The following is a 12944-nucleotide window of genomic DNA, read 5'->3' as shown; positions in this document are numbered from 1 at the left end:
ATTGCTGATAAATGCCATATCCAAAATTGGGGCAGTTGGATCGCGAGTGAACCGCCCCAGATTTCTGGATTACCGGAGGTTAGCGTTTCCGGTATCATTCAGGGAGGCGGGCTGAATACGCTTCCCGAATTTACAAGCAGGACCGGCACCTTGTTGCCGACTGCACCATGAGGTCGCGCCTCATCATAGCTATCGACGCCGATCCTCCATCTTTTCGCGTACATCCGCAAGTGTCAGGAACCAATGCTGGTTCAGACAATCAGCCCGGAAGCGGCCATAAATGCCCCGATAGAGGCTTTCTCGGCCGACGCCGACTTCAGATGCAGACAAACTATCCTGCTAAAACAGGGAATGATCAAACGCGACCCTGTCAAACGTCGCCAATAGCATAGCGCTACATACCGATTGAACCCTCAAAACCTGAGTATAAAAATGTAGTATCTTTGCCCTTTATTTAATCATCGCCCTTGATACTATACACTTCAAGTTGAGGGAGTGCTGATGTCAGAGCCGTCTCACGATAGTTTGACCAACGCGCATCCACGGCGGCGTGCGGAGCTTCTCACCTTTATTGCCCTTGCATTCGGCATATGGCCAATCATTGCAGTAGGCATTGTCGGCGGCTACGGGTTTTCCGTGTGGATGTGGCAGATCGTTTTCGGTCCGCCAGGCCCTCCCGGGCATTGAGGCGGCGATGTTTACAAAATCCATCTCACGTCGTGACTTGTTCCGTGGCCTCCCGACCAGGAGCGCCGGTGGAATTTATCCACCGGGCGCATCGGACCTTGGCCTTTCCACCTGTACAGGCTGTAATCTCTGTGCCGAACACTGTCCCACCGGGATAATCGTTCTGGTCGATGGCCTGCCGTCGGTTGATTTCTCGTTGGGTGCATGTACGTTCTGCGGCGAATGCGGGACGGCTTGTCCGGAACCTGTATTCGAACCGGAAGCTGTCTTCCGCTTCCCCCACGTCGCCGCGATTGCGGATAGCTGCCTGGCGAAACAAGATGTTGCGTGCCAGTCCTGCGGCGAGAGTTGTCCTGTCCAGGCTATCCGTTTCCGGCCACGTCTGGGCGGCCCGTTCGTTCCGGAACTCGACGACCAGATTTGCAGCGGTTGCGGCGCATGCCTGCAGGTTTGCCCTGTCGGATCGATCGGGACAAAGCCACGTGCACTGGAGCTGGTCCATGCCTGAGCCGATGGCGACATATCACATTTCAAGCGCGGTCGTTGCGACGCTGCCTGCAAGGACGGGCGACGTTCTTGCAGAGATCGCCAAGATGGAAAATGTCGAAATCCATGCTCACGCAAACGGGAAGATCATCATCGTCATTGAGGGAACGAGCACCGGGGTGATGGGGCAGTGCCTGACGGCCATTTCACTTCTTGAGGGAGTGATCGCCGCGAACATGGTTTTCGAACATGTCGAAACGGGAGAGGCGCAGAACGATGACTGGAGAACTGACGCGGCGTGAAATCCTGAAGGCCCATGCAGCCGGCATTGCCGCCGCCACGGCAGGCATAGCGCTTCCCGCTGCCGCACAGCCGGTGCCCGGTGGCGTCACTGCGCTGGAGATCAAATGGTCGAAAGCGCCCTGCCGATTTTGCGGGACCGGTTGCGGCGTGATGGTCGGCGTCAAGCAAGGTCAGGTCGTAGCAACCCACGGCGACATGCAGGCGGAGGTAAACCGCGGCTTGAACTGCATCAAGGGCTACTTCCTTTCCAAGATCATGTACGGCGAGGACAGATTAAAGACTCCGCTTCTACGCAAGAGCAACGGCGCCTACGCCAAGGATGGCGAGTTCACGCCGGTGAGTTGGGACGAAGCCTTCGATGTGATGGCGCAGCAGTGCAAGAAAGTGCTGAAGGAGAAAGGGCCAATAGCCGTCGGCATGTTCGGCTCCGGCCAGTGGACGATCTTCGAGGGCTATGCAGCAACCAAGCTGATGCGGGCCGGATTCCGATCGAACAATCTCGATCCAAACGCCCGCCACTGCATGGCGTCGGCTGCCGTCGCCTTCATGCGTACTTTCGGCATGGATGAGCCGATGGGATGTTACGACGATTTCGAGAATGCGGATGCCTTCGTGCTCTGGGGATCGAACATGGCCGAGATGCACCCGATCCTGTGGACGCGGGTTGCTGATCGCCGCCTCGGCCAGCCACATGTTCGCGTCGCGGTTTTGTCCACCTTCACCCATCGCAGTATGGATCTGGCCGTTATGTTGCGGCCGGATTTATGTTGCGACTGCGGGGGATGGGCCAAGGATCATCGATGTTTCCTTGGCCCTAGCGCCACATAAGAAGAACGGGATGGTGGTGACTACAATGCTTTCAGGAATGCCATTAGTGACGGCAGGGTTTGTTGCCTTGGGGGCTCCTTCAGGCCGCTGATATCAACTTTGGCCAATGCTTTTGCCTTCATCTCCAGATCCACCTCGGCGTAGATATTGGTGGTATCCAACGACACGTGGCCCAACCAGGCGCGGATTGTGTTGATGTCGACGCCCGCGCGCAGGAGGTGGACTGCTGTCGTATGCCTAATCGTATGGGGGCTGACGCGCTTTGTGGCCAGGGCCGGCACCATTTTGCTCGCCGCAGCGGCATATTGCGTGACGATGCGGTGTATTCCGAACCGTGTCAAAGGATCCTTCCTCCGCCCCAGGAAGACTGCATCGCTCCCATCCCGATCGGTGACGAGGCGAGCCAGCGATACCGCAGTCGCTGGCCACAATGGGCAGATCCGGATCTTGTTTCCCTTACCATGAAGCCGCACTGACGGAGACGTGCCCAGCTGAAGATTGCCGATCGTCAATTTTGCTGCCTCATCAGCGCGCGCACCACTGTTGTATAGGAATAACAGCAGGGCATGGTCGCGCACTCCAAGGTTCGTACGCCTGTCGGGTTGACCGAGAAGCGCATCCATCTCGGCCTTTTCGAGATAGCCGATCGAGGCTTTTGCCGTTTTCTTGAATGGGATCGCCCTTATCTCGGAACACCAGGCCAGATGGACCGGCGAACGCATGCCGATGTAGCGTGCCAATGAATGAATGGTCGCAAGCCGTTGGTTACGGGTTGCTTCGCTGCATTGGCGATCGCGTTCTAGATGGGCCAGGAATTTGCGGACGACCGCCGGCGTCAGCTCTTCCACTGTCATACGTTCGATGGCGCAACCTCCTTGCTTACTTGCAAACGGCAACAGTAGTTTAAGCGTGTCGCGGTAGCTGGCTTGGGTGTTGCGGGATAGATTGCGTTCAGCGACCAGATGCTCCAACAGGAAGCGACGGATCCACGGACCAAGGGGGTTCTCATCCTTCATGGTCCGGCCCCCATTGCATATTGCGCAAAGCGCTGGCTGGCTGCATCGAGAAGATCGGGCGTCATGTGCAAATAGCGCTGCGTTGAACGTATATCGATGTGGCCAAGGTAGGTTGTGAGTTGCGGAAGCAACCGTTGCACGTCTTGACCGGAGCGATACCAGGCGACCACCCGGTGCACGGCGGCGGTGTGACGAATATCGTGCAGTCGTGGCGGCCGAAGCTCGCCGAACGGGCAATCGATTCCGGCGGCTCGACGGACATGCTGGAACCAGGAAATAACCCGCACATAGTGCCACGGCCGGCCATCGCGCGTGGTGAACAACGGTGATTCTTCTCCACGCGGCAAAGGGAGAAGACGCCGGCGTTCGATATGCGCAGCCAGCTCGTAGTTGAGCTTTGGTCCGATCGGCACGAGACGCGTTTTGAAGAACTTCGTGTCGCGGACAGTGATGATCTGCTCGGTCAGGTCCACGTCTTGCAAGACCAAGCGAAGCACCTCGCCGATGCGCATACCGCTACCGTAAAGCAGCAGGAGAAGGGTGCGATACATTGCCGGCACCTGAGGACTGTGCCCAAGCTTCAGGATCGAGGTCGCGTCCAGCAGCCGGCGTAGCTCTTCCGTCGAATAGACATATGGCGTTTGTTGCGGCGGCAACTTCGGGAACATTGTCGGCATTGGCGAGGACGCTGCGTAGCCGCGGCTGACGGCGAAGCGGTAAAGACCGCTCAAAACCCTGTAACGCAGCATCCAGGTGGCGCTGAGCGAGCCGCTGCCTTGGAGAAACGCGGCTACGGCCTCTGGGGCAATCTCGCTGATCCCGAGATTGCCCATTACGCGGCAGAACCTGCGCAGCAGCACCTCGGCGGACTCGAAACGCATGCCCAATGACCGCTGCTTGGCCAGATACGCGTCGACAACATCGGTCAGCATCATTGCAGCGCTCCCAGGTCGAATGCACCAACCTCGCGAAGGGCTTTCATGTTAACCTTGGCGTAGATACTGGTTGCCGTCGCGCTACGGTGCCCCAAGTGGTCCCCGATCTCCTTTATCGATAGACCTTCGGCGAGAAGCCGAGAGGCGCAGGCATGGCGCAGGGCATGCCCTCCGCGATGGGCCGCTTCGATTCCAAGCGCGACAAATCTGCGGTTGGCGACGTCATAGATGCTGCCTGCCTTCAACGACCGACGGGGCGCTTGCATGCAGAGGAAGACTTCCGGGCACGATGACGGCGGCCGTACCGTGTCGATGTAGCGGGCGAGCGCCTCAGCAACAGACGAAACGAGCGGATAGATCTGTGGCTGGCGGCGCTTCAGACGGAAAAGCCTGAGCGTCCGACCGGACCAGTCGATCTGATCGAGGCGCAATGCAACGACCTCGCCGCTACGCATTCCATAGACCGCAAGCAGCAGCAGGATTGCACGATCGCGGATGTCCCGCGGCTTGTCGGTCTCGGCATCGGCCAACATGCGCTGCACATCTGACCAGTCCGGGGCGTACGGCAGAGACTCCTGTTGGTAGAGCCGGGGACGGCAAATCGATCCGGCCAGACTGTCTTCGCACATTCCCCGCTTTCCGGCGTAGCGTAGAAATCCGCGCAGAGCCGAAGCAGTGTTGGCGACCGACACGCGGGACCATCGTCCCGTTGCCTGGGTAACGAAATAAGCGTCGATGTCGCCGGCCTGAAGATCGCCAAGATGCCGATTTGTCTCGTCACACCAGCGCAGGAACCTTCCGATCACACGGGTCCATTGCTCGAGTGTCGATGGTGTGAAGCCGCGCTCATCGCGCATCCATGTCACATACTCGTCGAGTTGGCTCTGATACTCAAATCCGGCACTCGGTTCACGCCACCAGCCGAGAAATCGAAGCCAAGGTCGTCCGATATCGACAACTCTTCGCGCTGCTGTGACTGCTCCGTGGGCTTGTTGCCTCTCAATAGCAATCCGTCGGAGTGCCTCGATGTCGATGTGCTTCGAAGAAACATCCGGGCCGAGACGCGTGGCAATCCACAACAGCTCGTTGCGCTTTATCGTCAGCGAAGCGGCAGTCGCCCCGCATTCCGCACAGTGGTGAAGGTAACGGTCCCGCTCTTCGGCAAACGGCGCGTCATCATGGTAGCAGCCGGCCGGATGGTCGGTATCAGTCGTCAGATCCATAGCAAACCTCCATTGGAAAAGGCTTGCTACCCACCCCTTGAATTATGTTGCGTCAAGAACCCCACGACGCCCAAGCGCCCTAGCAACTGAGAGGCTTGCGCAACATAAATCCGGCCGCAACATAACAGGTGATATGTTCTGGCGAACATATCACATGACATTCCGATCATCTTCAAGCCGGGAACCGATCTTGCAATCCTCAACTACATCGCCAACCACATCATCCAGACGGGACGTGTGAACACGGCCTTTGTCGAGCAACATACCAAATTCGCCCGCGGCGCGACTGACATCGGTTACGGCCTGCGACCGGACAACCCGGTGGAAATGAAGGCTGCCAATTCGGCCGATCCGGGTAAGACCGAGCCGATGGATTTCGAGGCCTTCAAGGAGTTCGTCGCTGAATACACACTGGAGAAAACGGTCGAGATGACCGGTGTCGATCCGGAGTTCCTTGAACAATTGGCGGAGCTTTACGCAGATCCCGATCGCAAGGTCATGTCACTCTGGACCATGGGGTTCAACCAGCATGTCCGCGGCGTCTGGGCAAACCAGATGGTCTACAACCTGCATCTGCTGACGGGAAAAATCTCCGAGCCGGGCAACAGTCCGTTCTCGCTGACGGGGCAGCCTTCTGCCTGCGGCACGGCACGCGAGGTGGGAACGTTCGCACACCGCCTGCCGGCAGACATGGTTGTAACCAATCCCGAGCATCGCAAACATGCGGAGGAAATCTGGCGCATTCCCCATGGCATCATTCCCGAGAAACCCGGCTATCATGCAGTCCAGCAGGACCGGATGCTGAAGGACGGCAAGCTCAATTTCTATTGGGTTCAGGTGAACAACAACGTCCAGGCAGCACCCAACACCAGCAACGAGACCTATCAGGGATATCGCAATCCCGAAAACTTTATCGTCGTCTCCGACGCCTATCCGACAATCACTGCGATGAGTGCCGATCTCATCCTTCCTGCGGCCATGTGGGTGGAAAAGGAAGGTGCTTACGGCAACGCAGAACGCAGGACCCACGTCTGGCATCAGCTTGTCCAGGCTCCTGGCGAAGCGCGCTCTGACCTCTGGCAGATGATGGAATTTTCGAAGCGCTTCACCACGGACGAGGTTTGGCCGGCGGAGATGCTCGACGCCAATCCGACCTATCGGGGCAAGACCCTTTTCGATGTGCTGTTTCGCAACGGCGAGGTCGATCGGTTTCCGCTCAACGAGATCAATGGCGAATACGACAACAGCGAGGCCCAGGCATTCGGGTTCTACGTTCAGAAAGGCCGGTTCGAGGAATATGCATCGTTCGGGCGGGGACACGGTCACGATCTCGCGCCCTACGACCTCTATCACGAGGTCCGTGGCCGGCGTTGGCCCGTTGTGAACGGCCAGGAAACACGGTGGCGCTACCGTGAGGGGTACGACCCCTATGTGAAGGCTGGCGAAGGCGTGAAGTTCTACGGGCAGAAGGACGGCAAGGCGATCATCCTCGCAGTACCTTACGAGCCGCCGGCAGAATCGCCCGATGAGGAGTTTGATTTCTGGCTGGTCACGGGGCGGGTGCTGGAACACTGGCATTCCGGATCTATGACCATGCGGGTGCCTGAACTTTACAAGGCTTTTCCCGGTGCACGCTGCTTCATGAATGCCGATGACGCGCGCAAGCGGGGTATCAACCAAGGGGCGGAAGTCCGCATCATCTCGCGTCGTGGCGAGATCCGTTCCCGCATAGACATTCGTGGCCGCAATCGCATGCCGTCCGGTGTCATCTTCGTTCCATGGTTCGACGCCAGTCAATTGATCAACAAGGTTACTCTCGACGCCACCGATCCCATCTCCAAACAGACGGATTTCAAAAAATGCGCGGTCAAGATTCTCCCCGTCGCCATTTGAGGCGACCTGAATGGATAGTACTCGTCGTTGGGATACTGATGTTTGCCGCGACGACTGCGATTGGTCAGGTTGTGTCGCAGACGGTGCCGCAGCTCGAGGGTCCGACGCCGTCCATGGAGACCGGCGCTGCGGCCATTTTGCCAAAATGGGTCATTGATGACCAGCGCAGGATGCGTGCCTATCCCGACCAGCCGCCCATTATCCCGCACTCGATCGAGGGCTACGAGCTTTCCGTCAACGCCAACCGGTGTCTTACCTGTCACAAGCGTGAGTTCACGCAGGATTCCGGTGCCCCGATGATCAGCGTGACGCACTACATGACCCGGGACGGACAGATGATCGCCGATGTTTCACCGAGGCGCTACTTCTGCACGGCCTGTCACGTTCCGCAGGCAAATACCCAACCACTGGTACGCAATATCTTCAAGGACATGAGCGAATTGGGATTCAAGCCGGCGGGAAGCGAGTAATGCCATGATCGGATGGATCATGAAACTTGTCGCCTGGGCCTGGGCGATCATGATCACGCCAGCCGGAAGCCTCGGTCTTGGCTTCCTGACGCTGGGCGGTTTCGTCGGCGGTGTGATGTTCTGGGGCGCGTTCAATACGGCGCTCGAATTGACCAATACCGAGAAATTCTGCACGTCCTGCCATGAGATGCATGACAATGTTTATCAGGAACTGACGCGTACCATTCATTTTTCCAACCGCTCAGGCGTGCGCGCGAGCTGTCCCGACTGTCATGTGCCGCACCAGTGGACCGATAAGATCGCCCGCAAGATGCAGGCGTCGAAGGAAGTCTGGGGCAAGATGTTCGGCACGATCAATACGCGATCCAAATTCCTCGAACATCGCCTCGAGCTGGCCCAGCACGAATGGGCCCGGATGAAGGCCAACGATAGTCTGGAATGCCGCAACTGCCATTCTTCAGTCGCGATGGATCTTCAGAAGCAAACCCAGAGAGCCGCCGAAATCCATACGCGATATCTCCTTTCGGGAAAGGCGACGTGCATCGATTGTCACAAAGGCATCGCTCACGAATTACCCAATATGGAGGGGATCGATCCAGGCTGGAAAATGCCGAAGGAACTCGAAGGAAAGAAGATGGCGGACAACACGCCCATCGAAGATCTTCGGCGTGCTTTGGCCGAAGCCCACGCCGAGGCATTCTGACCAGATACGCCTGAGTCGGAATCTGCGGCGTCCCAAACCCATTATGATCCAATCGACCCGAAAAGCAGGATCACTCAGCTCCATTGTGTGCCATTTCTCAAGCCAAAGCAGAAATTGCCTGGCATAGCCGACATCAGGAGCTTTCGAGACCTCATAGACGCCCACCACGTGGATCGGCTGGTCAACACTTGAAAGCGCCGGGAACTCGCCAGGCGCCTGTCGTTTCTTACGCAAAACCCGACCTCCCCGGAGAACAGACGGGTGGAGCAGCTCGTCCGGCAGGGACGGTTTGCGGATCTGGGCCCGTTTCAGGGCTTTTCGAGCAAGGATCGGGAGGCTGTCAACCGAGCCCTCGAGCAAACAGGCCTCGTCGCTCTCGCTGACCGCGACCTCAAAGCTCTCTCCGGCGGGGGACGACAAGGGGCTGGATTGCAACCGCCCTCGCACAGGAAGCCGATACGCTGCTGCTCGAAAAGCCAACGTCCTTTCTCGACATCGGCCACCAGATGGAGATCCTGCAATTGCTCGACCGTCTGAGCACGGAACGTGGTTTTGCCATCGTTCTGACAATCAACGATCTCAACCATACGATGGCCATTGCCGATCGGGTGATGTTATGTCAGGCGGAAAGCGCGCGTTTGAAGGCGCAAGTGCCGACTTGGCCTCAAGCGGACACCTTCAATCTGTCTTCAAGGTCGATGGGGTGTTTGAGATGATCAGCGGCAAGAGCCAGCCCTATTTCCGCACCCCCTTGCGGTGCCCTCTCGCAGGTTAGGTCTATTAAACACGACAGAAATCCAATGGCGGCTCGGTCGCCATGCGGGCTCGGTGATGCCAAAGACCTGGCCATTCAGGTACGTGTCAGATTGATAGTCGATGAGGCGAGCCAAACGGCGCTCCGCAAGGACGCCGATGCTTTGCCTGGGGTATCGCGTCGGTGTACAAAAGGCGCGGCATCCCATCGAATTAATCTGGCAGTTGAAAAATGCAAAATGACAGCAAGCAGGCCGGCGGCATCTGGCGCAGGCCTGCGATTGGTAGTGTCACGCTAAGCGCGATCGTCGCGCTCTACCTTGTATTCCTCACCAACTTCACCTTCTGGTCCAGGGCGAATACTTATCTGGCAGATCATCCCGGCGCACTCATCGGGCTCTATGTCGGCCTGAGCTTCCTTTTCATCGCCGTTGTGATCCCCTTTTCAATCAAGTACGTGACAAAGGCATTTTTTATCCTGTTGATCGCAGCGGCCGGAAGCGCCGCGTGGTTCATGGATCGCTTTGGCGTCGTCATTGACAGTGACATGATTCGCAATGCCGCCGAGACGACGCCAGCTGAAGCAAACCATCTCATCACACCTGAATTCCTGCTGCATATGGCGTTGTTTGTCGTGTTGCCGATCCTGCTTGTTCTGTGGGTTCGCGTCGTCCACAGACCGGTCCTGCAGAAGATTGCCAGGAATACAGCTGTCGTCGCCGGTAGTCTGGTGATCGTGGGCATTGTCTCTGTTGCCTTCTCCAAACCCTATACCGCCGCCATTCGGCAGCACAGGGATTTGGTCAAGATGCTCAACCCCGTCACTCCCATCTCCGGCGCCGTGAAATATCTCATTCTTACTGGCAGGGAAAAGACGATCATTGCCAAGCCGCTCGGGCAGGACGCGACGCTGATGCCTCCGCTGGCGGGACTTCGCAAACCTCGCGTGACTATCATCGTGGCGGGCGAAACTGCCCGGGCCGCCAATTTCTCGCTCAATGGCTATAGCCGGGAAACCGACCCGGAGCTCAAGAAACGCGATGTGATCTATTTCCCGAACACGGAAAGCTGCGGAACCGCAACCGCGACCTCCCTGCCTTGCATGTTCTCCAACCTGACGCGCGCCGGCTATTCCCACGCGGGCGCTCTCGCGCAAGAGACACTCGTCGACGTGCTGGCGCATGCCGGTCTTGACGTTGCCTGGTGGGACAACAACACCGGCAGCAAAGGCGTCGCCGACCGGATCAAGTATATCGATCTTGCAAATACGAAAGATCCCACGCTGTGCACGGAAGGCGAATGCAAGGACGCCATCTTCCTCGACAGGTTGGACGCATGGCTGGACTCCGTGACGAAAGACAGCGTTCTTGTCCTCCACCAGTTGGGAAGCCATGGTCCGACCTACTACCTGCGCTATCCCGAGGAATTCCGGCGCTTTAAGCCTGATTGCAGGACTGCTGAAATCGCCAACTGTTCGGATGAGGAAATCGTCAACGCCTACGACAACACGATCCTCTATACCGACCATTTTCTTTCCGAAGTGATCGACCGACTGGCCAAACGCTCAGACAAGCTTGCCAGCAGCATGCTCTATATGTCCGACCACGGAGAGTCACTCGGGGAGAGTGGCCTTTATCTTCACGGCACCCCCTATCTTTTCGCCCCTGACGTGCAAACGCATGTTCCGTTCGTCGTTTGGCTCGATGAGGATTTTGCGCGCTCGATCGGGGTCGATCGCAGTTGCCTGTCCAAGGAGGCAGCGGCCGGGGGACGCTCCCATGACAACCTGTTTCATAGCGTTCTCGGAATGACGAACGTGCAAACCTCCATATACGACAAGTCGCTCGACGTATTCAGCCCATGCAAGACGGGAGTGTCCTCATGAGCATGACCTCTACCGTCCCGAAACTTACCAGCGTGAGGCACTTTTTCGCCGCGGCCCAGTATTCTGCCAGCGGGGCCGTGCGTGCTTGGAAGGAAGCGGCCTTCCGGCATGAGGTGTTCGGTTTCCTGGTTCTTGTGGCCATTTACGGGTGGATCGGTGCCAGCGGCCTCACTCTTGTGGCCGCGCTGATCCTCTTTCTGCTGCTCCTTGCTGTGGAGGCAATAAACACAGCGATCGAGGAAATCATCGATCGAATTTCACCGGAGATCTCGGCAACGGGACGACATGCCAAGGATCTGGGGTCATTTTCCGTCTTTTGCCTGCTGTGCGCCAACGGGATTCTTCTGCTCTACACGATCGGCACTTCGCTGCTGCCATAGCGGGAGGATGCCGATCGATGGCGGCTGCGGATAGAACAAGGCGAGAGTATCGCACCAGCATGATCCGCAGGCTGACGATTGCTCTTACGGCAGTTACGGTCATCGTCTGGCTTTTCACCATCGGCCTCGGGCTGGCCATCATGCAGGACGAATATTCGGAAATCTTCGACAATGGCCTGCGGCAGGCGGCCGAACGACTGCTGCCGATTGTCGTAGACGATCTGAAGCTGAAGGCAACGACCACGACGCCGCAGGAAACCACCGAAAGGCAGCCTTCAAACGATGAATATCTGACATTTCAGGCCCGCGATCGCAAAGGCATGGTGCTGTTGCACTCCCGCGGTGCGGGCGCAAAGCCGTTTGATGTGCCCCTTGTCAACGGCTTCACCGATACGCCGTCTCAGAGAATCTACACTACAAGCACTGACGACAATTCGATCTTTGTCCAGGTCGCCGATTCTCTGAAGCATCGGCGGGAGGCGCTGTTTGAGGGCGGAATTGCACTTTTCCTACCCCTGATCATTCTCGTTCCAGCAAGCATATTTGCCATATTTCTGGCAACGCGACGCTTTCTGGAACCAATCAATCAACTGCGCGCAGAAATTGCCCAGAAGGATGGCGGTAATCTGGCATCGGTCGCGGACAAATCGTTGCCGATAGAATTGAAGCCGATTGCGCGGTCGGTCAATATTCTGCTCCGTCGATTGCGAGCGGCCTTTGAAGCTGAACGCGAATTCACGGCAAACAGCGCCCATGAATTGCGAACACCGATCGCCGCGGCACTGGCGCAGACACAACGGTTACGGGCTGAAGTACCCGCCGAATTCAAGGAGCGCACGAGACGGATCGAGCGCTCGCTCTCAAATCTCGCGCGGCTTGCTGAAAAGCTGCTGCAAATGTCCCGCGCGGAAGCGGGCCTCGGTATCGTCGACAAGGAGATCGACCTGCTGCCGGTCCTAGGATTGATCGTGCAGGATTTCGAACGGTCTTCGCTCGGATCCGGTCGTATGGATTTTATCGTTGAGGACGGTGTCGACCTACAGCGCGCAACTAGCCAGGATGCTTTCGCGATCGTGGTTCGAAATGTCCTGGAAAATGCACTCATCCACAGTCCGCCGAAAAGCAAGATCGACGTCCGGGTACAAAAAGACGGCTGCATCTGTATATTAAATGACGCCAATGTGATCGAGCCGCAGGTTCTGGCGGGGCTGACGACACGCTTCATGCGCGGACCAACAAAGGCTGCGGGCTCTGGACTGGGACTGGCAATTGCGAAGCGTCTGGTGGAAGAAATGAAGGGAAGATTGATCCTTGCGTCACCGGCGAGAGGGAAGACGGCCGGTTTTGAAGCCCGCATTGAACTTTGAATACCCTCGCAGGGG

Annotated in this window: 12 protein-coding genes and 3 pseudogenes; 11 read left to right on the top strand and 4 right to left on the bottom strand. The window is 57.6% G+C overall.

The features are described from left to right. Positions 1-98: 98 nt before the first annotated feature. Positions 99-276, bottom strand: a pseudogene (locus tag QO002_RS03045) (integrase core domain-containing protein); the annotation flags it as partial. Between the two features lie 225 nt (positions 277-501). On the opposite strand from QO002_RS03045, the gene napE reads away from it, so the two are divergent. From napE to QO002_RS03025, 4 genes and pseudogenes are all read left to right on the top strand, one after another. After that, entirely contained in the window at positions 502-687 is a 186-nt protein-coding gene (gene napE, locus QO002_RS03040; RefSeq protein ID WP_307226562.1) for a periplasmic nitrate reductase, NapE protein, read from the top strand. Positions 688-694: 7 nt separating this feature from the next. Continuing rightward, positions 695-1195, top strand: a complete 501-nt coding sequence (gene napF, locus QO002_RS03035) for a ferredoxin-type protein NapF (RefSeq protein ID WP_307226560.1) — start codon at positions 695-697, stop codon at positions 1193-1195. Beyond that, on the top strand, positions 1188-1475 hold the full coding sequence (locus QO002_RS03030; protein WP_307226558.1) for a chaperone NapD: 288 nt from the start codon (positions 1188-1190) through the stop codon (positions 1473-1475). Before napF ends, QO002_RS03030 begins: the two co-directional genes overlap by 8 nt. After that, positions 1450-2220: pseudogene (locus QO002_RS03025) on the top strand (molybdopterin-dependent oxidoreductase); the annotation flags it as partial. The gene QO002_RS03030 and the pseudogene QO002_RS03025, both read left to right, overlap by 26 nt. Positions 2221-2324: 104 nt before the next feature. Here QO002_RS03025 and QO002_RS03020 read toward each other — a convergent pair. The 3 genes from QO002_RS03020 to QO002_RS03010 are packed head-to-tail and all read right to left on the bottom strand — an operon-like array spanning position 2325 to position 5478. Further along, the gene (locus QO002_RS03020) at positions 2325-3320 is read right to left on the bottom strand and encodes a tyrosine-type recombinase/integrase (RefSeq protein WP_307226556.1); all 996 of its coding nucleotides are present in this window, start codon (positions 3318-3320) and stop codon (positions 2325-2327) included. Further along, complete coding sequence (locus QO002_RS03015) at positions 3317-4255, bottom strand: tyrosine-type recombinase/integrase (RefSeq protein WP_307226554.1); 939 nt, start codon at positions 4253-4255, stop codon at positions 3317-3319. Before QO002_RS03015 ends, QO002_RS03020 begins: the two co-directional genes overlap by 4 nt. Next, on the bottom strand, positions 4252-5478 hold the full coding sequence (locus QO002_RS03010; protein WP_307226552.1) for a tyrosine-type recombinase/integrase: 1227 nt from the start codon (positions 5476-5478) through the stop codon (positions 4252-4254). Before QO002_RS03010 ends, QO002_RS03015 begins: the two co-directional genes overlap by 4 nt. A 156-nt stretch (positions 5479-5634) precedes the next feature. On the opposite strand from QO002_RS03010, the pseudogene napA reads away from it, so the two are divergent. The 7 genes and pseudogenes from napA to QO002_RS02975 all read left to right on the top strand — a co-directional run. Further along, positions 5635-7371, top strand: a pseudogene (gene napA, locus QO002_RS03005) (periplasmic nitrate reductase subunit alpha); the annotation flags it as partial. Beyond that, positions 7338-7841, top strand: coding sequence for a nitrate reductase cytochrome c-type subunit (locus QO002_RS03000; RefSeq protein ID WP_307226550.1), 504 nt, complete (start codon positions 7338-7340; stop codon positions 7839-7841). The pseudogene napA and the gene QO002_RS03000, both read left to right, overlap by 34 nt. 4 nt (positions 7842-7845) lie before the next feature. Then, complete coding sequence (locus QO002_RS02995; protein WP_370878446.1) at positions 7846-8544, top strand: NapC/NirT family cytochrome c; 699 nt, start codon at positions 7846-7848, stop codon at positions 8542-8544. A gap of 506 nt (positions 8545-9050) precedes the next feature. Then, positions 9051-9260 carry a hypothetical protein gene (locus QO002_RS02990; protein WP_307226548.1) on the top strand — a complete coding sequence of 70 codons (210 nt, stop codon included), beginning with the start codon at positions 9051-9053 and terminating at the stop codon, positions 9258-9260. A gap of 269 nt (positions 9261-9529) precedes the next feature. Further along, on the top strand, positions 9530-11182 hold the full coding sequence (locus tag QO002_RS02985; RefSeq protein WP_307226546.1) for a phosphoethanolamine transferase: 1653 nt from the start codon (positions 9530-9532) through the stop codon (positions 11180-11182). Positions 11183-11184: 2 nt separating this feature from the next. After that, complete coding sequence (locus QO002_RS02980) at positions 11185-11562, top strand: diacylglycerol kinase (protein ID WP_307233111.1); 378 nt, start codon at positions 11185-11187, stop codon at positions 11560-11562. Positions 11563-11579: 17 nt separating this feature from the next. Further along, positions 11580-12929 carry a sensor histidine kinase gene (locus QO002_RS02975; RefSeq protein WP_307226545.1) on the top strand — a complete coding sequence of 450 codons (1350 nt, stop codon included), beginning with the start codon at positions 11580-11582 and terminating at the stop codon, positions 12927-12929. The last annotated feature ends 15 nt before the right edge of the window (positions 12930-12944 follow it).

Origin of the sequence: Pararhizobium capsulatum DSM 1112 (assembly GCF_030814475.1) — a bacterium.
GTDB lineage: Bacteria > Pseudomonadota > Alphaproteobacteria > Rhizobiales > Rhizobiaceae > Pararhizobium > Pararhizobium capsulatum.
Note: the sequence above shows the minus strand (reverse complement) of the source record. Positions and strands in the feature narration are given on the sequence as shown.